We start from the raw sequence: 20,386 nt of genomic DNA, 5'->3' as shown, positions 1-20,386 counted from the left end.
GCGCTGGTGGCGGTGCTGGTCGTGGCGGGGCTGCGGCTGATCAGCCTGGCCCAGATCCGCACCTACGCGCGGCACCGGGAGCTGTCGACGTACCTGGTGACCGCGGGCGGGATGGTCGCGGCCGACCTACTCACCGGCGTGGCGTCGGCGATCATCGTGATGCTGTGGCGGGCCGGCGCGCTGCGAGATCCGGGTGGCCGGCGAGCGGGGCGAGCGGACGGTGACGATCAGCGGGACGCTCGCGTTCGTCGGGTCGCGCGGGCGCTCGCGGCGGTGCCGCCGGGGCAGCGGGTGGTGGTGGAGCTGCATCCCGACACGAGCGTGGCGCCACTGGTGCGGCCGCATCTGGCCGGGCTGGCGCGAATATACGAAGTGGACGGGGCGCGCGGCGTCACCCGGCATCTGGTGCCGACAGCAACTCCCGCAACGAGGTCGCCGGGTGCCCGCTGAGCGCCGCCACGTCCCCGGAAACGGCCTCGAGCTCGCCCGCGGCGATGGCCGTGTAGGTGCTCACCCACGCGTCGACCTGCCAACGCGGCGCCCGATAGCGTTCCCTCGACGCGTACGCGTCCTCGATGCTCTCGGCGTGATAGCGCACGCCGCCTCCGATGATCTCCGCGACCTCGGCGAGCGTCAGGGCCTCCGGCCCGGTCAGGTCGTAGGTCTTGCCGGCATGTCGCGCGGGCTCCCGCAGCACCGCGATCGCCGCGTCCGCGATGTCGTCCTGGGTGACCACCGCGGCGCGACCGTCACCCGCCGGCCCGCGGATCACGCCGTCCTCGCCCACCATCATGGGCAGGAAATCGGCGTAGAGGTTGTCGCGCAGGAACGTGAAGCCGATCCCGCTCGCCCGGATGTGCTCCTCGGTCGCCCAATGGTCGCGCGCCAGCGTGAAAGTCGCCTCCGGCGCCGCGCCCGCGAACGACGTGTAGACCAGATGCCGCACGCCCGCCGCTTTCGCGGCGTCGACGAAACTGCGGTGCTGCGCGACCCGGTCCGGCGTCTCGGCCGCCGACACCATCAGCACGGTCTCGGCCCCGCGCAGCGCCTCCTCGACGGCCTTCCCGTCGGCGTACTCGGCGACCGCGACCTGCGCGCCCTCGATCTGCGGCGCCCGCTTGGCATCGCGCACCAGCAGCTTCGTCGAGCCGCCGAGACGCCGCGCCACCCGTCCGCCCAGGCGCCCGGTCGCGCCGGAAACCACGATCATTGCGGACGCACCGGCACGTCGAGCCGCTCGCGCAGCTCCTCGAACGAGATGCCGAAAGTCTCCCGCACCTCGACCCCGCTCGGGGTGATGAGGAAGGTCGCCAGGTCGGTGTATATCCGGTCCACGCAGCCGACCCCGGTCAGGGGGTACGTGCATTCCGGCACCAGCTTCGGCGTCCCGTCCTTCGCGAACAGCGTCATCATCACGTAGATGCTCTTCGCGCCGATCGCGAGGTCCATCGCCCCGCCCACCGCCGGGATCGCGTCGGGCTCGCCGGTGTGCCAGTTGGCGAGGTCGCCGGTGGCCGAGACCTGGAACGCCCCGAGCACGCACACGTCCAGGTGGCCGCCGCGCATCATCGCGAACGAGTCGGCGTGGTGGAAGTATGCCGAGCCCGGCAGCTCGGTCACCGGGATCTTGCCGGCGTTGATGAGATCGGGGTCGACCTCGTCGCCCTTGGCGGCCGGTCCCATGTTGAGCATGCCGTTCTCGGTGTGCAGCACCACCCCCGAGTCGGCCGGCAGATGGTCGGCGACCAGCGTCGGCTGCCCGATCCCGAGGTTCACGTACGCGCCGTGCGGAATGTCGTGCGCGATCCGGGCCGCGATCTCGTGCTTGCTCAGGCTCATGCCGCCACCACCCGGTCCACGTAGATGCTCGGCGTCACGACGGCCTCCGGGTCGAGCGCGCCGGTCTCGACGATCTCGCTCACCTGCACGACGACGAGCTTGGCCGCGGTCGCCATCACCGGCCCGAAGTTTCGCGCGGTCTTGCGGTAGACGAGGTTGCCGATCCGGTCCGCGCGGTACGCCCCGATCAGCGCGACGTCCCCCTTGATCGGGTACTCGAGGACGTAGGCGCGACCGTCGATCTCCCGGGTCTCCTTGCCCTCGGTCAGCGGCGTGCCGACCCCGGTCGGCGAGAAGAACGCCCCGATGCCCGCGCCGGCCGCGCGCATCCGCTCGGCGAGGTTGCCCTGCGGCACCACCTCGAGCTCGATCTTGCCGGCCCGGTAGAGCCCGTCGAAGACCCACGAGTCGGTCTGCCGCGGGAACGAGCAGATCACCTTGCGCACGCGTCCCTTCGCCAGCAGCGCCGCCAGCCCGGTGTCGCCGTTGCCGGCGTTGTTGGACACCACGGTGAGATCCTTCGCGCCCTGCTCGATCAGGGCGTCGACAAGCTGGACCGGCATGCCCGCCATGCCGAAGCCGCCGACCAGCACGGTCGACCCGTCCTCGATGCCGGCGACCGCCTCGGCCGCGCTGTCGCAGATCACCGCGGTCATGCCACGTTCTCCAGCACGACGGCCAGGGCCTGGCCGACGCCGATGCAGATGGCCGCCACGCCCCAGCGCTCGCCCGAGTCGCGCAACCGTGTCGCGAGCGTGCCGAGGATCCGTCCGCCCGACGCGCCCAGCGGGTGCCCGATGGCGATCGCGCCGCCCTTGGCGTTGACGATCGCGGGATCGATACCCCACGCGTCGACGCAGGCGATCGACTGGACCGCGAACGCCTCGTTCAGCTCGACCGCGGCGACCTCGGCCCACGTGATGCCGGCCTTTCCGAGGGCCCGGTCGGCGGCCTCGACCGGCGCGTAGCCGAACATCGGCGGCTCGACCGCCGCCACCCCGCGCCCGGCGATCCGCGCGATCGGCGCGCTGCCGATTCTTTCCGCGGCCTTCTCGGAGCCGAGCAGCACGGCGGAGGCGCCGTCGTTGAGCGGCGAGGCGTTGCCGGCCGTGATCGTGCCGGTCGCGCGGAACGACGGCTTCAGCCCGGCGAGTTTCGCCGCCGACGATCCCGGCCGGATGCCTTCGTCGCGGCTCAGGTCGACGCCCGGCACCGGCACCACCAGCTCGTCGTAGAAGCCCGCCGTCCACGCCGCGTCGGCCAGGTTGTGCGAGCGGGCCGCGAACTCGTCCTGCCGCTCCCGGGAGATCCCGAACTTCTCGCCGAGCAGCTCGTTGGCCTCGCCCAGCGAGATCGTCCACTCCTTCGGCATGTTGTCGTTGACCAGCCGCCAGCCCAGCGTGGTCGACACCGCCGTCACGTTGCCCGCCGGGAACGCGCGCGACGGTTTCGGCAGCACCCACGGCGCCCGCGTCATCGACTCGACGCCGCCGGTCAGCACCACGTCGGCGTCCCCGGTCTCGATCGCCCGCGATCCGATGATCGCCGCGTCGAGCGAGGAGCCGCAGAGCCGGTTGACCGTCGTCGCCGGCACCTCGACGGGCAGCCCCGCCAGCAGCACGGCCATGCGCCCGACGTTCCGGTTGTCCTCGCCGGCCTGGTTGGCGCAGCCCCACACCACGTCGCCGATCACCGCGGGGTCGAGCCCGGGCGTCTTGCCCAGCGCTCCCTTGACGGCGATCGCGGCCAGGTCATCGGGACGCACCTCGGCGAGGGCGCCCCCGAACCGGCCGAACGGCGTGCGGACGGCGGAGTACAGAAAGGCGGAGTTCACGTCTTCCAACCTACGACCCGTCAACCGATTGACTCCAATACTGAATAAAACCCCATTGATAACGTACGGATATGAAAGCTGACCGTCAGCCGGAGTCGTAATGCCACAGCTCGGGCACCGCGCGGATCAGCAGCGCAACCGTCACCACGGCCAGCGCCCCACCGATCACGATCGCCGATCGGGCACCGAGCGCGGCGCCGCCGAAGCCGTGCAGCATGGTGGCCAGCTGCGGGCCGCCCATCAGCACGACGGTGAGCGACCCCTGGATCCGCCCGCGGAGAGCGTCGTCGGTGTAGGCCTGCGAGATCGCGTTGCGGAACGTGCTCAGCACGAAGTTGACCGCACCGCCGAGGACCAGCGCCACCAGGGCGACGCGCAGGTCGGACGTCAAGCCGAGCAGCACCACACAGCCGCCCCAGGCCATCGCGGCCGACGCCATCAGCGCGCCGTGCCGCGTCGCCCGGCTGAACGTCCCCGACCACAGCCCGGCCAGGAGCACGCCGGCCGGATACGCCGCGTACAGCAGGCCCAGCTCCGCGCCGCCGCCGGCCCGGCCGCCGTACGTACGCTCGGCCAGCTCCGGCAGCAGCGCGTGCGGCAGCGCGAGGACCATCGCGGCCAGGTCCACGGCCAGGATCGCGACCAGCACCCGGTGCCCGGCGAGGTAACGGAAGCCGTCGCCGAGCCGGCGCAGCGTGCCTCCGGCGCGGGCGGCCGCCGGCTGCATCTCCGGCAGCCTGGCCACCGCCCACAGCACGACGCCCAGCGCGAGGGCGTCGAGCAGATAGAGCGTCCCCAGCCCGATGACCGGGATCAGCACCCCCGCGAGCAGCGGCCCGACGACCGCGCCGCTGTACCGCGTCAGCGAACTGAGGCTGTTGGCCGCCACCAGCTGCTCGGCGGGCACGACCCGCGGCACCGCGGCGCCCATCGAGGTCAGAGTGGCGCCGTAGCTGAGACCCTGCACTGCGACAAGCACGAGCAGCACACCCACGGAATCGAGCCCCAGCGCCGCGTTCAGCCACAGCCCGGCGTAGGCCAGGCCCAGCCCCGCGTTACCCGCCAGCAGCAGCCGGCGGCGGTCCATCGCATCGGCCAGCGCACCCGACCACAGCGCCGACACCACGAGAGCGCACAACGAGATCGCCGCCGAGACCCCGACCACGGCCGACGACCCGCTGAGCGTGAACAGCTGCGTCGGCACCGCGATCAGGCTGAAGGAGCCACCGACCGCGGTGACCGCCGACGCCACCCAGAGGCGGCGAAACGCGGGAATCGCCAGGGGCCGCCGGTCGACGAAGTACGCACCAACCTTCATGGCGTCGATCCTGGGGTCTCCCCTTGGGGGAGAGTCCAGCCCCACCGCCACGTGGGAAAGTGGTTCATGCCATTGAGCGCCCACCCCCTCCGTGCTTCGATCGCCGTGTCCGACATCCAGCAAGCAGTCGCCTTCTACGAGGGCAAACTAGGCTTGCAACCGCTGCGCTCCGGCCCCAGCGCCACCATCCCCGACGGCAGCCGCGTCTACGCCGCCGCCGGCGCCCCGGCCCTGAACGTCTATCAGTCGACCACCGCCGGAACGACCGCGGCCACCCTGGCGACCTGGTACGTCGACGACCTCGACCAGATCGTCGACGAGCTCACCGCCGCCGGTGTCGGGATCGTCCGCTACGACCAGCTCGTCCACGACGCCAGGGGCATCACCGCCCGGGCCGGCGGCGGTCGCATCGCGTGGTTCCAGGACCCGGACGGCAACACTTTCGCCCTCGAAGCCGACGCCTAGTAGCGGAACTTGTCCCTGGCGCTGCGCCGGTTCACCCGGGCCGGTAACTCGTCCACGTTGTCGCGGCGGGGCAGCTCGTCCGGCTCATGGCCTTGGGTAAAATCCCGCATCGTCACCACGAAGCCCTGGACCAGGCGGTCCTCGCGCAGATCTCGGTACGTGGCTTCGATGAGCACCTGGCTGTCGTCGGCCCGCAACAGCGAGCAGAACACCACACCGTCGCCGGAGCCGGCGAAGGCCTGACGCAGCTGGTCGCGGTCGTCCGGATGCACCAGATCGTCGAGTGTGGCCAGCGGTGGAAGCTCGTCGGCGCCGAGCAGCTCTCGCAGCGAAGGACTGGCGTATCGGATACGCCGGTCCTCGTCGATCACCACCACGATGTCCGCGCTGTTCCGGATCACCGCGCGCAGATAGAGGTCGCTGTCGCGGCGGCCGACCGCCTCCACCAGGCAGATGCGATCCAGCGCGAGCGCCGCCTGACCGGCCAGCACCTCGAGGGTGTCGCGAGTGGCGGTGAGGGTGTCCCGGCGACCCACCAGGATCAGGGCTCCACCGCTGGGCCGGGCGACGGCGAGCGGTTCCAGCCAGAGCGGACAGACCAGGGTGGCGTAGTCGCGGTCCGTGCCCTCGATCCACCAGCTCCGGGGCGGTGGGCCGGACTCGGGGCCGGGCGCCGCTTCGAGCGTGAGCTGGCGGTCGTCGACGGCGAAGACGGTGCTGCGGATGGCCTCCGGCGGCATGAGCTGGGCGATCGCGGCCCGGACGGCCTCGTCCACGGCGGGGATGTCGGCGGCGGCGACCAGCGCGGCGCTCGCCTGCCGCAAGCCGCGTTCACGCGTCAGGGCCTGGCCGTTCAGGGTCACCGAGTCGGTCAGCCGCGTGATGGTCAGGAGAAGGGTGATCGCACCGGCCACGGCGATCACCACGCCGTCCCCGACCGTGCCGTGGACCGCCTCGATGAGCAGAAGGACCGGCGGGGTGGCGACGGAGATGCCCAGCAGCGCCGCCCAGTGCAAGCGCCACGGGCTCGGACGCGGCGCCGCGGGCTCGGTGAGCCTGACCATCGACGGGTGCAGCGCGGCGGCGCCCCAGGCCAGGTAGAGCACCACGAACCCGGACTCGCTCAGCCGGCCCGGCCACAGCGGCTGCACGATGTCGCTGACCAGGACACCCACCGCACCGACGACCAGCAGCGTGGCCGAGAGGTTCCGGCCCACGGCGATCAGCACGCGGGCGACGACCGCGAGGAGCAGCAGGGCTCCGATGACGTACGCCCCGGAGGTCTCGCCGATCTGGCCCGCGTCGCCGATGACGAACACCCAGATCACCAGCAGCGTGGAGCACCCGAACGCGAGCAGGTCGATGAGCCGTGCCCGGTCGACGAGAATCGCACCGACGCGGGTCAGCTGCAGCAGGCTGCAGGCGACCAGCACGAACATGGCGTAGAAGCAGAAATTGGCTACGCCGGGCCGGTCCAACGCGGTCAGCACGTCGCCGGCGCCGCTCGCCACGATGGCGCCGGCGAGCAGCAGCCAGGGTCCGATCCGCGCGGGCCGGTGACGGCGGACGCCGTAGACGATGGCGGCCGCGCTGCCGATGCCCAGCACGATCCACTCGATGGCGCGCAGCACGCCTAACTACTACCAGCGGCGTCGCCATGTGTCCACGTCGTCATATACGTAGCGCTATGCGGGCTGGTAACTCAGGATGACCATGCCGGAGCCGCACACCCGATGGTCGACGAGACGGAAGCGGGCCTCGCCGCTGACCTCGGCGAGGAGGGCGTCGCGAGGCGGCCCGCCGACCGTGATCGGGTGCACCCAGAGGCGTAGCTCGTCGAGCAGGCCCTCGCGCAGCAGCGCGGCGGTGACCGGCCCGTACCCGTACTGGATGATGTCCTGCCCGGGTTTTTGCTTGAGCTCCCGGGCCAGCGCCGGGAACTCGGCCCGGCTGACGATCGTCGCATGGAACCACTCCCGAAGCCCCACCGCGCCGCGATCGCGTGGACCGGCAGCGACGTCAGCCGCGGGTCGGTCAGGTCGCGCTGAATCCGGCACGCACCCGGAACCCGCTCTCCATCCGCGGGTCGCAACGCAGGTCGTACGGCACGAGCAGCTTTTGTTCAGCTCTCGCCAGTAGGGGAATCGCTCTCCCGACGGGACCGCGGCAGCACAGGAATCGGTCATGTGACCGATTCGCTCGGGCGGCTCGCCCGCGACGATGGTTACAGACAAGTTGCAGGACCTGGGAGCGAGGATGACTGGGGAGCGACCCTTGCGTGTGGAGTCGAAGCCGTGCGGACCGGCGACGGTCTGCCTGACCGTCTCGGGAGAGCTCGACGCCTACACGGCGGACGATCTGGCGAACCGGGTGCGGGAGGCGCTTCTGCTGGAGCGGCCCAGCATGATCCGGCTCGACCTCAACGGGCTCGACTTCATCGACGTGGCGGGCGTACGGACCCTTTACGACCTGCACTTCGACGCGGCGGCCGTCGACTGCACGCTGACCATCAGCCAGGCGCCGCAGACCACCCGCTGGATTCTCAACGTGCTCGGCCTCGACGACCTGTTCGCCGTCTCCGCCCGCCGTCCGAAGCGGGCGGAGACGGTCACCGACGGCCGCCGGCGCAGGCACGCGGAACCGGGAAGTTAGGAGGCGATGCGGGCAGCGGCCCAGGCAGCGATCTGAGCCCGCGACGTGTAGTCGAGCTTGGTGAGGATGTGCTCGACGTGAGTGTTCGCGGTACGCCGCCCGATGACCAGCCGATCGGCGATCTGCTGGTTGGTCAGACCCTCGGCCACGAGCACGGCTACCTCGCGCTCGCGCCGGGTGAGCGGCGCCCAGCCGGCCGCCCCCGAATTGCTGGGCGCCGCGCCCGCCCGCGTGGTCTCGTCGAGCGCGTAGTCGATCCCCGCCTCGAGCTCGAGCCCCAGCCCGTCGGCGTAGGCGGCGTCGAATCCGGCGTCCCCGGCCTTCTCGCGGGCCTGCTTCTCGACCGCGGCGCGGGCGGCGACCAGGTCGGGGGAGCCCAGCTGGGGTTTGCCCACGGTCGCCCAGATCTGGTGGGCGACGCCGAGCAGCCGGGCCGCGCTGGTCGCCTCCCCGAGCGTCGCGGCCGCGGTGGCCAGCACGTCGACGGCCATGGCACTGCCGGAGCTGTCGCCGAGCTGCCGCTTGAAGCGCAGCGCGTCCCGGCCGTAGCTGACCGCCGCGTCCGGGTTGCCGCGCCCCATCTCGGCCAGCGCCCGCATGTAGTCGATGTACGACCGCATCCAGCTTTCGCGGTACTCGTCGCAGAGGACCCAGGTCTGCTCGATGACGGCGATCTCACGTTCGAACTCGCCGGCGAACGCGAGCGCGATGCACTGCGCGGACAGCGCGACCAGCAGGCCGGTGCCCGGGTCGCCGCCGTTGCGGTGCAGGCGGGCCGCCTCCTCGGCCTTCGCCAGCGCCTCGGTGGGGTCGCCCTGGAAGACCGCGCACACGCTCGCGAGGTAGGCGAGCCAGCCGGACACGACGGTGTCCGCGTACGGCCGGCCTTGGACGATCCGCGCCTCGGCGGCCGCCATGTCGCCCTGCATCGCGGCGACCCACCCGCTCACGAACAGCGCTCTCGCCAGCATCGGCCCGGGGGGATGCTTCACCGCCAGCGCCCGGTCGAGATAGAGCCGTCCCTCGCGCGGGTGTCCACATGCGATCCAGAAGTACAGCAATGCCCCGGCCAGCTCGAGCCCGGTCTCGTCGGTCAGGTCGAAGTCGAGCGCGGCGCGCAGGTTGGAGTGCTCGCGGCTGAGCCGCTGGTACCAGGCGACCTGGTCCGGCCCGCACCAATCGGCGTCGAAACGGCGGGCGAGCCGCAGGTAGAAGTCGCGGTGCCGGCGGCGGAGCAGCTCCTCCTCGCCGGTCTCGCGCAACAGCTCGAGCCCGTACTGGCGGATCGTGTCCAGCAGGCGGTAGCGGCCGCCGTCGCCGAGCAGGATGGACTTGTCCACCAGCCCGGCCAGCACGTCCACGTCGCCGTCGCACACCTCGCGCACGGCGTCCAGGTCGAAGTCGCCGGCGAAGACCGAGACGCGGGCCCACAGCAGACTCTCGGCCCGGGTGCACAGGCCGTGGCTCCAGTCGATCGCCGTACGCAGCGACTCGTGCCGCCCGGCCATCACGCCGCCGCCGCTGAGCAGCGCGAACCGGTCGGCGCGCCGGCCTTGCAGCAGCTCGGCGATCTGCCGCACGGGCAGCGCCCGGGTGCGCACCGCGGCCAGCTCGATGGCGAGCGGGATGCCGTCGAGGTCGCGGCAGAGCCGGGCCACCTCGTCCCGGTTGTCGTCGGTCAGCGCGAAAGTGGGGGAGGCGGCGCGGGCCCGCTCGGCGAACAGCGACACGGCGGCGTCGCTCGCCGACAGCGGCAACAGCGGGAAGACGTGCTCGCCCTGCACCACCAGCGGCTGCCTGCTGGTCGCGAGCACCCGCACGCCCGGCGCCGCGCGCAGCAGCGAGTCGACCAGCTGCGCGCAGGACTCGGCCAGGTGCTCGCAGTTGTCCAGCACGAGCAGCAGGCGTCTGGGCTCCAGGTACTCCGCTAAGGTCTCGGCCTGCGGCCGGGTCGACGGGTCGCGCAGCCCGACCGCCTGCGCCACGGCCTCGGCGACCAGGTCGGCCCGGGCGAGCGGGGAGAGGTCGACGAACCAGACCCCGTCGGCGAAGGCCCGCTGCACCTCCGCGGCGACCCGCAGCACCGTACGCGTCTTGCCGACGCCCCCGACGCCGGTGACGGTGACGAGCCGGGATGCGGTGAGCAGGCGTTTCAGCGCGGCTCGCTCGCTCTCCCGATCCACGAAGCTGGACAGTTCCGCCGGTAGGTTTCCGGTCCGGATCACATAAACCTCGCTCGATGGACGGCCGCCCCGATTCCCCGGAGCATATGCCCGGGAGCCCGCCCGGAGTGACGCCGTCAATCCGAAGAGTTACGCCGAAGGCCTATCGAGGTTGGACCGAATCGTCGAAGACTCTTGCCGTGGCGAGAACATCCGCGAAGCGGGCCGGGTCGAGGTCGAGTCCACCCGGGATCCACGAGATATCCGGGCCGGTCATCGCGAGGAGGATGGCATCGGGGGTGAGACCCGCCGACTGCAGGGCCAGGATCTCCCGCGGGTTCACGCCCGGGACCACCGGGCCGTTGCCGAGATCGGTGCCGTAGCGCACGCTCCCGCCGTACTCCAGGAAACGTCGCAGGTTGCCGACGGCCGTGACCAGTTCCGGGGTCGGCGTGCCCCAGCCGTGGATGTCGAGCGTGCTGATCCAGCGCATGCGCTCCGCGCAGGCGCGGATCAGGCCCCGGTCCAGCGACTCGGTCCAGGGAGTGTGGGCGAGCAGGTCCGCGCCGGACTCGTACGCCATCTCGACCGTCCCCGGCCCTTCGGCGTGCACCACCACCGGCAGCCCGAGGTCGTGCGCGGCGTCGGCCACGGCGGTCATCGTGAACAGCCGCGGCAGCGGCCCGCCGGCGTGCGCGGTCAACTTGATCAGCGTGGCGCCGGCCGCGTGCGCCTCGGCCACGGCGGCTTCCGCCTCGGCGGCCGAGTCGATCTCCCGCCAGCTGCCGGGCGTCGCCCAGGCCCGGTCGCTGGGATAACCGCCGGGAGCGATCAAAAACGGTCCCGCGTAGCGGATGCGGGGGAGCCCGGGAAGCCCGGCGAGCCGCGCCACCGACGCCGGGACGCTGCCGAGATCCCACACCCCCGCGATCCCGCCGGCCCGCACGGTGGCGAGATCCACGAGCCCGGAGTGCACATGGGAATCCACCAGCCCCGGCAGCAGCGTCCCCGGCAGCCGGCGAATTACCGACAATTCAGAAATGTCCGAAAGAGGCACGGGGGCCGGGGCGGGGTCCAAGCGCAAGCCCAGGTCGGAGCGCAGAGCGCCGTCCCACCACAGCGACCCGGCGACGACATAGGAGCTCACAGCAGGGACCGCAGCGCGGCCAGCCCCCGGTGGACCTCGCCGAAGCTGGTGCTCAGCGGCGCCGGCCCGATCCGCAGCCCGTCCGGCCGCCGGTAGTCCGGGATCACCCCGCGCTCCCACAGCTGGTCGAGCACCTTGTCGAAGCCCGAGCGCTGCAGCGTCACGTGCCCGCCCCGGCGCGCCGGATCGCGCGGGCTGACCACCGCGACGCCCGGCAGCTCCGCGGCGAGCTCCAGCACATAGTCGGTGAGCAGCAGAGACTTCTCCCGCACCGCCTCGATGCCGGCGCTTTCCAGCATGTCGAGATTGGCGTGCAGCGGCACCATCGCCAGGACCGGCGGCGTCCCGCTCTGCAGCCCCCGGATCCCGTCGGCCGGCTCATAGCCCGGGCCCATCTCGAACGACGCCCGATGCCCCATCCACCCCTGGATCGGCTGCTTCAAAGACCCGATCAAACCCTTTCTCACGTACGCGAAAGCAGGCGCCCCCGGTCCGCCGTTCAAGTACTTGTACGTGCAGCCGACCGCCAGGTCGACCTCCCATGCGTCCAGCTCGACCGGCACCGACCCCACCGCATGGCACAGGTCCCACATCGCCAGCGCGCCGGCGTCGTGGGCGATCCGCGTGATCGACGCGACGTCGGCCAGCCACCCCGAGCGGTACGCCACGTGGCTGAACAGCACCAGCGCCGTCCGCTCGTCGACGACCTCGGCGACCTGCTCGGGCCGGACCCCCTCGGCCGGGTCCACCGAGATCCAGACCAGTTCGAGCCCGCGCTCCGCGGCGATCCCCTCCAGCACGTACCGGTCGGTCGGGAAGTTGTCCTTATCGAGGACGACCCGGTTGCGCCCCGGCCGCGCCTGCACGGCGGCCCACGCCAGCTTGTAGATCAGCACGGTCGTCGAGTCGGCCACGACCACCTGCCCCGCGGCCGCGCCCAGCGCCACCCGAGCGAGCCGGTCGCCGAGCCGCAGCGGCCATTCCAGCCATTCGTCGGTCCAGCCCCGGATGAGCCGGCCCGCCCACTGCTCGCGGATGAACTCCTCCATCAGCGCGGCGGTCGCCTCGAGCGGCCGGCCCAGCGAGTTCCCGTCCAGGTACGACACCACGTCGAAGTCGCCGGGCGCGAGGAACTGATCCCGGTACGCCGCGAGCGGGTCGGCCGCGTCCAGCTCGGCGGCGCGGGCCTGCGGATCGGTCACCGGGGCACTCCGATCTCGGTGCGGACGGCGTACAGCTCGGGGAAGAACGTCAGGTCGAGCGCGGCCTTGAGGAAGCCGACGCCGCTGGAGCCGCCGGTGCCGCGCTTGAAGCCGATGGTCCGCTCCACGGTCTTGAGGTGCCGGAACCGCCAGAGCTGGAAGTTCTCCTCCAGGTCGACGAGCTCCTCGCACGTCTCGTAAGCGGCCCAGTGCTTCTCGGGGTCGTTGTAGATGCGCACGAACACCGGGACGAGGTCCTCGCGGAAGGTCCACGGCCGGGTCACGTCGCGCTCGAGCAGCCCGGCCGGCACTTCGTATCCGTGCCGGGCCAGATAGCGGAGGAACTCGTCGTAGACGCTCGGCGTCTCGAGGGCCTCGACCAGCAGGGCGCGCGCGGCCGGGTCGTCGTCGAAGAGCGAGAGCATCCGCCGGTCCTTGTTGCCGAGCAGGAACTCGACCGCGCGGTACTGGTACGACTGGAACCCCGACGACGTGCCGAGGAAGCTGCGGAACTCGGAGTACTCGCTCGGGGTCAGCGTGGCGAGCACCGACCACTGCTCGGTGAGGGTGCGCTGGATGTGCTTGACCCGGGCCAGCCCCTTGAGCGCCGGGCGCAGCTCGTCGGCGGCGATCTGGCGCCGCACCGCGCGCAGCTCGTGCAGCACCAGCTTCAGCCACAGCTCCGACGTCTGGTGCTGCAGGATGAACAGCAGCTCGTCGTGGTGCTCGGGCACGCTGACCGGGTGCTGCGCGTTCAGGATCTCGTCGAGGTGCAGGTACTTCCCGTACGAGAGGTTGACCTTGAAGTCCCGGACGATGTCGTCTTCCAGCGGGCGTTGTTCCACCTTACGAGCGAAGCACACGCGATCAGATGTTGGCGAGGGAGCCGTCGGCGAGGATCGGCCCCCAGTACACCCACTGGCCGTCGTGGCGGACGAATCGGCTGCGCTCGACCATGTCGCCCGGTTTGCCGTGGTCGCGGTAGTGCGCCCGGAACTCGACGACCCCTTCGGCGTCGAACATGCCGCCGCCGGTGGACTCCAGGATGTCGAGGCCCACCCAGCGCAGATGCGCGTCGGGCTCGACCGTGGCCGGCCGGGTGTCGGGATGCCAGGAGCGCAGCACGTAGGCGTCGTCGTCCAGCGCGAACGCCGAGTACCGCGACCGCATCAGCGCCTCGGCGGTGGCCGGCGCGTGCCCCTGGTGGGCCGGGCCGCAGCACTCCGCGTACGGGAAACCGCGCCCGCACGGGCAGGCGGCGATGGTCTTCGTCTTCCGGGCCATGCCCCGATTCTCGCAGCTGATCTCTATCGGCCGTTATGTAACCGTGGTGTAAGCGATGACGGTCGCGCAGCGCGACGACTTAATCGCTTCAGCGCAGGCGGGCTTCCACGTTCCGGATACGCGGCGCAACATTCCGGAAACAGCGGTCCGGTCGTTTTGACGGGATCTGCAAGCACAGCCGGTCCTGACAAGCGTCACTGCAAGTCAAGGTTCGAAATTTGCAATGAGCTGACGTAGGATTCCGCCGTGACCAAACGTCTGGCCGAGGTGGCCAAGAAGGCGGGCGTCAGCGAGGCCACGGTCAGCCGGGTGCTCAACGGGCGCAGCGGCGTCTCCGAGGCCACCCGCGCGTCCGTGCTCACCGCGCTCGATGTCCTGGGGTATGAGCGGCCCACCAAGCTGCGCGGCGAGCGCGGCCGGCTGGTCGGCCTCGTCCTGCCCGAGCTGCAGAACCCGATCTTCCCGGCGCTGGCCGAGGTGGTGACCGCGTCGCTGGCCCAGCGCGGCTTCACCCCGCTGCTGGCGGCCCGCACGATCGGCGGCGTGCCCGAGCGCGACTACATCGAGATGCTGCTCGACCACCAGGTCTCCGGCGTGGTCTTCGCCGGCGGGTCGTACGCGCTGGCCGACGCCGAGCACAGCCACTACCGCGCGCTGACCGACCGCCGGATGCCGGTCGTCATGGTCAACGCCGGTGTCGACGACCTGGGCTTCCCGCACATCTCGACCGACGACGCGGTCGCCGTCGAGCAGGCGTACGGGCATCTCAAGTCCCTCGGCCACCAGCGCATCGGCATGGTGATGGGCCCGGAGGACCACATGCCGTCGCGCCGCAAGCTGGCCGGCCTGGAAAAGATCGCCGGCGACGACTGGCACGTCGAGCGCACCAACTTCTCGATGGAGAGCGCCCGCCTCGCCGCCGGCCGTCTCATCGAGCGCGGCGTGACCGGCATGATCTGCGCGTCCGACGTGCTCGCGCTCGGCTCGATCCGCGCCGCCCGCCGCCTCGGCCTCGACGTGCCCCGGGACGTCTCGGTGGTCGGTTTCGACGACTCCGCGCTGATGACCTGCACCGACCCGCCGCTGACCACGGTCCGGCAGCCCATCGAGATGATGGGCCAGGCGGCCGTGGACCTGCTCGTCAACCAGATCGAGGGCAGCGGCGTCGCCGCCGACGAGTTGCTGTTCGAGCCCGAGCTGGTGGTGCGCGGCTCCACCGCGCCAGCGCCGCAGGCGCTCGGGTCCTCCGGCCGTCCGTAGGACCAGGCCTAGGTAGCAACTCAGCACCCCAGGCCTGACCAGGCAATATTCCTAAGAGAAGGGCGGGCCGATGGCCCGCCCTTCGTCGTTCCCGCGTTTTTAAGCCGACGTCGTGTTTTTTCTTCTTGCAGTCAACTTCTTGCGGGCCGCCGTTTGACTTTGTATCGTCACCTCCACGAAACATGGCGAGAGACCCCGGTCACATCGGGCCTCGCGCAGTGACGACACCGCAGCTCAGCGCAGTTCTCCGATACTTTCGTTCCCGAAGGGATGGACAGATGTCCGTACCGCAGTACAAGAGGGCCGCGGCGATCGCCCTCGCGGCCGGCCTGGGATTCAGCATCGCGGCGTGCTCCACGAAGGGCAGTGACGACTCCGGCAAGGACGCCGCCGGCAAGACGATCATCACGGTCGACTGCCAGCCGGACGGCTCCCAGAAGGACCTGCTCGCGAACTGGAACGCGGACGTCGCCGAGTTCGAGAAGCAGAACCCCGACGTCACGATCAAGAGCGTCAGCGTCGGCCAGCAGTGCAACAACCCGCCGGACTTCACGGCCCGCCTCACCGGCGGCACGATGACCGACGTCTTCTACGGGTACATGACCGACCTGCAGCAGGTGCTGGACTCGGGCCAGGCGATGGACATCACCCAGTACGCGACCAAGGACAACATCGCGAGCTGGGACAGCATCGACCCGGCGCTCAAGGCGGTCTTCACCGACAACAGCAAGATCTACGCCATCCCGACGAAGAACTACTCGATGGGTCTGCTCTACAACAAGACCCTGTTCCAGAAGGCCGGGCTGGACGTCGCCAACCCGCCCAAGACCTGGCCCGAGGTTCGCGCCGCGGCCAAGAAGATCTCCGCGCTCGGCGGCGGCATCGCCGGCTACTCCGAGTACAGCGCGGGCAACACCGGTGGCTGGCACTTCACCGCCGAGCTCTACGCGCAGGGCGGCCAGATCCTGAGCCAGGACAACAAGAAGGCCGACTTCAACAACGCCCAGGGCAAGCAGGTCCTGCAAAATCTGAAGGACATGCGGTACGGCGACAACAGCATGGGCAGCCGCCAGCTGCTCCAGTGGGCCGACCTGCTGACCAACGCGGCCGCCGGCAAGGTGGGCATGTTCATCGGCGCCCCCGACGCCACCACCGCGATCGTCCAGCAGTTCCAGGGCAAGTACGACGAGTGGGCGATGGCCCCGATGCCCGGCCAGGACGGCGCCGCCAAGGGCACGCTCGGCGGCGGCGAGGGCTACTTCTTCCGCAAGGACCTCACCCCGGAGCAGGTCAAGGCCGGTCTCAAGTGGATCGCCTTCGAGAAGCTGACCCCGGGCAAGGGCCAGTTCGACTACGCCCGGGCCAAGCCGCAGAACCAGCCCGTGGGCCTGCCCCAGCCGCTGCTGTTCGCCAACGGCAGCGACGCGCAGAAGCAGGAGCTCGACGCCCGCAAGGCCAACCAGAACGTGCCGAGCGAGAACTTCTCGCTCTTCGAGGCCACCCCGGTTCCGATCAAGGGTGAGCCGGCCAACGCGCAGGCGATCTACGCGGTGCTCGACAGCGCGATGTCCGGGGTCCTGACCAACCCCAACGCCAACGTCGACGAGCTGCTCAAGACGGCCGAGACCAAGACCAACCAGCTCCTGGCCTCGAACGGCTGACCGGACGAGTGCGGGGGCGCAAGCCCCCGCACCCCCTGTAGAAAGCAGGAGTTTTCGTTGGCGACGATGACCAGCGTCCCGGAGACGAGCCGCAAGTCACGGGTGTACGCGGGGCCGAAGACATCCCGGACGCGCCGCGGCCGCAAGCTGCGGGACAACCTGACCGGTTACGCGTTCCTGATCGGGGCGATCTTCTGCTTCGCCCTGTTCCAGTGGTTCCCGATGATCCGCGGCATCGTGATGAGCTTCCAGCACACGAAGCGCGGCGAGACCACCTGGGTGGGCTTCGACAACTTCGTGCGCATCGTTCAGGACCCGAGCTTCTGGACCGCCTGGAAGAACACCTTCTACTTCACGGTCCTCGCGCTCATCCTCGGCTACGTCGTCCCGTTCGTGGTGGCGATCCTGCTCAACGAGCTGCGGCACGGCAAGGGCTACCTGCGCATCCTGGTGTACCTGCCGGTGATGCTGCCGCCGGCCTCGGCGCTGTTCCTGTTCAAGTACTACGCGTACGACCCGAGCGACGCCGGCCTGTTCAACGCGATCCTCAAGTTCCTGCACCTGCCCACGTCGGAGTGGATGCAGTCGCCGACCGCCACCATGCCGGCCATGGTGATCGCCTCGACCTGGATGAACATGGGCGCCGCGGTCCTGATCTACCTCGCCGCCCTGCAGAACATCCCGGGCGAGCTGTACGAGGCGGCCGAGCTGGACGGCGCCGGCCTGCTACGCCGGATCTGGAACGTGACGATCCCGCAGACCCGGCTGATCCTCGCGTTGCTGGCGATGCTCCAGATCGTTGCCACCATGCAGGTCTTCATCGAGCCCCTGATCCTCGCCAACGGCGCCGGCACCCAGGACTCGGCGACCTCGGTGGCATACCTCATCTACCAGCACGGCTTCTTCCAGAACGACCTGAACGGCGCCGCGGCGCTCGGCGTGATCATGCTCCTGGTGCTGGCCGCCTTCTCCGCCGTGTACGTACGGCTGACCACGAAGCAGGACTGAGATGTCACGGACCCTTATCTCCCAGGCCCAGCTCCAGCGCGGGCGAGGCAAGTTCCTCTACTGGACGATTCTCGTCGCGGTCATCGTCGTCTTCACGCTGGTCTTCATCGGGCCGCTGTACTGGATGGTGACCGGCGCGCTCAAGAGCGGCCAGGAGATCGCGCAGACCCCGCCCACGCTGTGGCCGCAGGACCCGCAGACGGAGAACTACGCGAACGCGTGGAACAACCTGAACCTCGCGAAGCTGATGTTCAACACGTTCTACTACGCGATCGGCGCGGTCTTCTTCCAGCTCGTCTTCGACACCGCGGCGGCGTACGCCCTCTCCAAACTGCGCCCGATCTTCGGCAACGTGGTCCTCGCGCTGATGCTGGCGACGCTGATGATCCCGGCGATGGTCGTCATCGTCCCGCAGTACGTGACCGCGATCGACCTGCCGTTCGTCCACGCCAGCCTGATCGACTCGCCCTGGGCGATCTGGCTGCCGCTGGTCGCCAACGCGTTCAACATCTTCCTGCTGAAGCGGTTCTTCGACTCGATCCCCGAGGACCTGATCGCCGCGGCCATGGTGGACGGCGCGTCCCCGCTGCGCACGCTGTGGTCGGTGATCCTGCCGATGTCGCGCCCGATCCTCGGCGTGGTCTCGATCTTCGCGGTGACGTACGTGTGGAAGGACTTCCTCTGGCCGAAGTTGGTCATGCCCTCGCCCGAGACCCGCACGCTCAGCGTCGGCATCTACGCCTTCTCCGGCGGCACCCCGATGAACGTGGTCGTCGCCGCCTCGGTCATCGCCGCGATCCCGACCGTGATCATCTTCCTGATCTTCCAGCGCAACATCATGTCGGGCCTCACGGCGGGCAGCCTCAAGGGCTGAAGCCCTTCTTACGAAATATCGACAAAAATCATGGTCCGGCGTGCCGGGCTTGGATACCCATGCAGAAAGCAGGTACCTGTGTCCACAACAGACGGCAGTCCGTGGTGGAAGAGCGCGGTTATCTACCAGGTGTACCCGCGAAGCTTCGCCGACTCGGACGGCGACGGCGTGGGGGACATCGACGGCATCCGCGCGCACCTGGGGCACCTGCGTGACCTCGGCATCGACGCGATCTGGATGAGCCCGTGGTACCCGTCGCCGATGGCCGACGCCGGCTACGACGTGGCCGACTTCCGCGACATCGACCCGGTCTTCGGCTCGCTCGCCAAGGCCGAGGCGCTGATCGAGGAGGCGCACGCGGTCGGCATCCGGATGATCGTCGACATCGTCCCGAACCACATCTCCAGCGAGCACCCGTGGTTCAAGGCGGCGCTGGCCGACCCGTCGGCGCCCGAGCGGGACTACTTCTGGTTCCGGCCGGGCCGGGGCGCGAACGGCGACGAGATGCCGACGGACTGGCGAGGGGAGTTCGGCGGCACCACCTGGACCCGTACGCCCGATGGCCTTTGGTATCTGCACTTGTTCACGCCCGAGCAGCCGGACCTCAATTGGGATCACCCCGACGTCCGCGCCGAGTTCGAGAGCATCCTGCGCTTCTGGTTCGACCGGGGGGTCGACGGCATTCGCATCGATTCGGCGGCGCTGCTCTTCAAGGACGGTTCGTTGCCGCCGGTCGTCGACGGACAGCCCCACCCGTTCCACGACCTCGACGAGGTGCACGACGTCTACCGGGCCTGGCGGCGCGTCGCCGACTCGTACGCCGGAGACCGTGCCCTGATCGGCGAGGTCTGGATGCCGGAGGTCGACCGGTTCGCCAACTACCTGCGCCCCGACGAGCTGCACCAGGCGTTCAACTTCCTCTTCCTCGGCTGCGCCTGGGATCCCACCCTGATGCGGGAGTGCATCGACACCACCGTCGAGGCGCACGCCGCGATCGGCGCGCCCGCCACCTGGGTGCTGTCCAACCACGACGTCACCCGGCACGTCACCCGCTACGGCCGGGAAGACACCACCTTCAGCTTCGACAACAACCTCGACGGCACCCCGGTCGACCTCGAGCTCGGCACCCGTCGCGCCCGGGCCGCCGCGCTGCTGTCCCTCTCGCTGCCCGGCGCCACCTACATCTACCAGGGCGAGGAGCTCGGCCTCTGGGAGAACGAGAACATCCCGCCGGACCAGTACCAGGACCCGATGTGGGCGCGGCGCGGCCACAGCCGCGACGGCTGCCGCGTGCCGCTGCCGTGGAGCGGCGACGAGCAGCCGTTCGGGTTCACCACCGGAACCCCGTGGCTGCCCCAGCCCGCCGAATGGAAGGACCGCACCGCCCAGGCGCAGACCGGAGACCCCAGCTCGATGCTCGAGCTGTACCGGGACGCGATCCGGCTGCGACCGGGCTCTCCCCATGCCGGGATGGCCTGGCTCGACCTGCACCCCCAGGTCCTCGCCTTCACCCGCGGCGCGGACTTCGCCTGCGTCGTCAACATGTCCGGCGGCTCCATCCCCCTGCCGGACCACGAGACCTGCCTGCTCGCCAGTGGCCCACTCGACGGTGACCGCCTCCCCCCGGATACCGCCGTCTGGCTGCGCTTGAAGGGCTAACAGGAGGAAAGCACGGTTCCC

The 20,386-nt window shown here is 70.3% G+C and carries 20 protein-coding genes; 8 read left to right on the top strand and 12 right to left on the bottom strand.

Annotation, left to right across the window (positions count from 1 at the left end):
• The first annotated feature begins 12 nt into the window (after positions 1-12).
• On the top strand, positions 13-450 hold the full coding sequence (locus tag ACQPZX_RS39120; protein ID WP_433367167.1) for a hypothetical protein: 438 nt from the start codon (positions 13-15) through the stop codon (positions 448-450).
• Here the strand turns inward: ACQPZX_RS39120 and ACQPZX_RS39115 are convergent.
• The 5 genes from ACQPZX_RS39115 to ACQPZX_RS39095 form a co-directional block, all read right to left on the bottom strand.
• Positions 392-1,210 (bottom strand): SDR family oxidoreductase, encoded by an 819-nt coding sequence (locus tag ACQPZX_RS39115; RefSeq protein ID WP_433367164.1) that lies wholly within the window; start codon positions 1,208-1,210, stop codon positions 392-394. The two genes, ACQPZX_RS39120 and ACQPZX_RS39115, sit on opposite strands and share 59 nt — an antisense overlap.
• Positions 1,207-1,839, bottom strand: a complete 633-nt coding sequence (locus ACQPZX_RS39110) for a 3-oxoacid CoA-transferase subunit B (protein WP_433367161.1) — start codon at positions 1,837-1,839, stop codon at positions 1,207-1,209. The genes ACQPZX_RS39115 and ACQPZX_RS39110 overlap by 4 nt, the downstream gene beginning before the upstream one ends.
• Entirely contained in the window at positions 1,836-2,495 is a 660-nt protein-coding gene (locus tag ACQPZX_RS39105; RefSeq protein ID WP_433367158.1) for a 3-oxoacid CoA-transferase subunit A, read from the bottom strand. Before ACQPZX_RS39105 ends, ACQPZX_RS39110 begins: the two co-directional genes overlap by 4 nt.
• Positions 2,492-3,673: a thiolase family protein gene (locus ACQPZX_RS39100; protein WP_433367155.1), complete on the bottom strand. Its 1,182-nt coding sequence runs from the start codon at positions 3,671-3,673 to the stop codon at positions 2,492-2,494. The genes ACQPZX_RS39105 and ACQPZX_RS39100 overlap by 4 nt, the downstream gene beginning before the upstream one ends.
• Positions 3,674-3,758: 85 nt before the next feature.
• Complete coding sequence (locus ACQPZX_RS39095) at positions 3,759-4,991, bottom strand: MFS transporter (protein WP_433367152.1); 1,233 nt, start codon at positions 4,989-4,991, stop codon at positions 3,759-3,761.
• A gap of 66 nt (positions 4,992-5,057) precedes the next feature.
• Between ACQPZX_RS39095 and ACQPZX_RS39090 the strand changes: the two genes are divergently transcribed.
• The gene (locus tag ACQPZX_RS39090) at positions 5,058-5,456 is read left to right on the top strand and encodes a VOC family protein (RefSeq protein WP_433367149.1); all 399 of its coding nucleotides are present in this window, start codon (positions 5,058-5,060) and stop codon (positions 5,454-5,456) included.
• Here the strand turns inward: ACQPZX_RS39090 and ACQPZX_RS39085 are convergent.
• Together ACQPZX_RS39085 and ACQPZX_RS39080 are read right to left on the bottom strand one after the other, a co-directional pair.
• Positions 5,453-7,087 carry a PAS domain-containing protein gene (locus ACQPZX_RS39085; RefSeq protein WP_433367146.1) on the bottom strand — a complete coding sequence of 545 codons (1,635 nt, stop codon included), beginning with the start codon at positions 7,085-7,087 and terminating at the stop codon, positions 5,453-5,455. The two genes, ACQPZX_RS39090 and ACQPZX_RS39085, sit on opposite strands and share 4 nt — an antisense overlap.
• A 54-nt stretch (positions 7,088-7,141) precedes the next feature.
• Positions 7,142-7,444 carry a dihydrofolate reductase family protein gene (locus tag ACQPZX_RS39080; protein WP_433367143.1) on the bottom strand — a complete coding sequence of 101 codons (303 nt, stop codon included), beginning with the start codon at positions 7,442-7,444 and terminating at the stop codon, positions 7,142-7,144.
• A gap of 268 nt (positions 7,445-7,712) precedes the next feature.
• On the opposite strand from ACQPZX_RS39080, the gene ACQPZX_RS39075 reads away from it, so the two are divergent.
• On the top strand, positions 7,713-8,108 hold the full coding sequence (locus tag ACQPZX_RS39075) for an STAS domain-containing protein (RefSeq protein ID WP_433367141.1): 396 nt from the start codon (positions 7,713-7,715) through the stop codon (positions 8,106-8,108).
• On the opposite strand, the gene ACQPZX_RS39070 is transcribed toward ACQPZX_RS39075, so the two are convergent.
• The 5 genes from ACQPZX_RS39070 to ACQPZX_RS39050 form a co-directional block, all read right to left on the bottom strand.
• Positions 8,105-10,333, bottom strand: a complete 2,229-nt coding sequence (locus ACQPZX_RS39070) for an ATP-binding protein (RefSeq protein ID WP_433367138.1) — start codon at positions 10,331-10,333, stop codon at positions 8,105-8,107. The two genes, ACQPZX_RS39075 and ACQPZX_RS39070, sit on opposite strands and share 4 nt — an antisense overlap.
• Positions 10,334-10,433: 100 nt before the next feature.
• Positions 10,434-11,417, bottom strand: a complete 984-nt coding sequence (locus tag ACQPZX_RS39065) for an amidohydrolase (RefSeq protein ID WP_433367136.1) — start codon at positions 11,415-11,417, stop codon at positions 10,434-10,436.
• Entirely contained in the window at positions 11,414-12,619 is a 1,206-nt protein-coding gene (gene kynU, locus ACQPZX_RS39060) for a kynureninase (protein WP_433367133.1), read from the bottom strand. Before kynU ends, ACQPZX_RS39065 begins: the two co-directional genes overlap by 4 nt.
• The gene (gene kynA, locus ACQPZX_RS39055) at positions 12,616-13,464 is read right to left on the bottom strand and encodes a tryptophan 2,3-dioxygenase (protein WP_433367130.1); all 849 of its coding nucleotides are present in this window, start codon (positions 13,462-13,464) and stop codon (positions 12,616-12,618) included. The genes kynU and kynA overlap by 4 nt, the downstream gene beginning before the upstream one ends.
• Before the next feature lie 22 nt (positions 13,465-13,486).
• Complete coding sequence (locus tag ACQPZX_RS39050) at positions 13,487-13,903, bottom strand: YchJ family protein (protein ID WP_433367127.1); 417 nt, start codon at positions 13,901-13,903, stop codon at positions 13,487-13,489.
• 246 nt (positions 13,904-14,149) lie between these two features.
• On the opposite strand from ACQPZX_RS39050, the gene ACQPZX_RS39045 reads away from it, so the two are divergent.
• The 5 genes from ACQPZX_RS39045 to ACQPZX_RS39025 all read left to right on the top strand — a co-directional run bounded on the left by ACQPZX_RS39045 (position 14,150) and on the right by ACQPZX_RS39025 (position 20,365).
• Positions 14,150-15,163, top strand: a complete 1,014-nt coding sequence (locus tag ACQPZX_RS39045; RefSeq protein ID WP_433367124.1) for a LacI family DNA-binding transcriptional regulator — start codon at positions 14,150-14,152, stop codon at positions 15,161-15,163.
• A gap of 278 nt (positions 15,164-15,441) precedes the next feature.
• Complete coding sequence (locus tag ACQPZX_RS39040) at positions 15,442-16,824, top strand: ABC transporter substrate-binding protein (RefSeq protein ID WP_433367121.1); 1,383 nt, start codon at positions 15,442-15,444, stop codon at positions 16,822-16,824.
• A 66-nt stretch (positions 16,825-16,890) separates the two neighbouring features.
• On the top strand, positions 16,891-17,832 hold the full coding sequence (locus ACQPZX_RS39035) for a carbohydrate ABC transporter permease (RefSeq protein ID WP_433367118.1): 942 nt from the start codon (positions 16,891-16,893) through the stop codon (positions 17,830-17,832).
• Position 17,833: 1 nt separating this feature from the next.
• Positions 17,834-18,706: a carbohydrate ABC transporter permease gene (locus ACQPZX_RS39030; RefSeq protein ID WP_433367116.1), complete on the top strand. Its 873-nt coding sequence runs from the start codon at positions 17,834-17,836 to the stop codon at positions 18,704-18,706.
• Between the two features lie 30 nt (positions 18,707-18,736).
• A complete protein-coding gene (locus ACQPZX_RS39025) occupies positions 18,737-20,365 on the top strand; it encodes a glycoside hydrolase family 13 protein (RefSeq protein ID WP_433367113.1) in 1,629 nt (542 codons plus the stop codon).
• The last annotated feature ends 21 nt before the right edge of the window (positions 20,366-20,386 follow it).

The organism is Actinoplanes sp. CA-142083, from assembly GCF_050942195.1.
Classification (GTDB): domain Bacteria; phylum Actinomycetota; class Actinomycetes; order Mycobacteriales; family Micromonosporaceae; genus Actinoplanes.
Note: the sequence above shows the minus strand (reverse complement) of the source record. Positions and strands in the feature narration are given on the sequence as shown.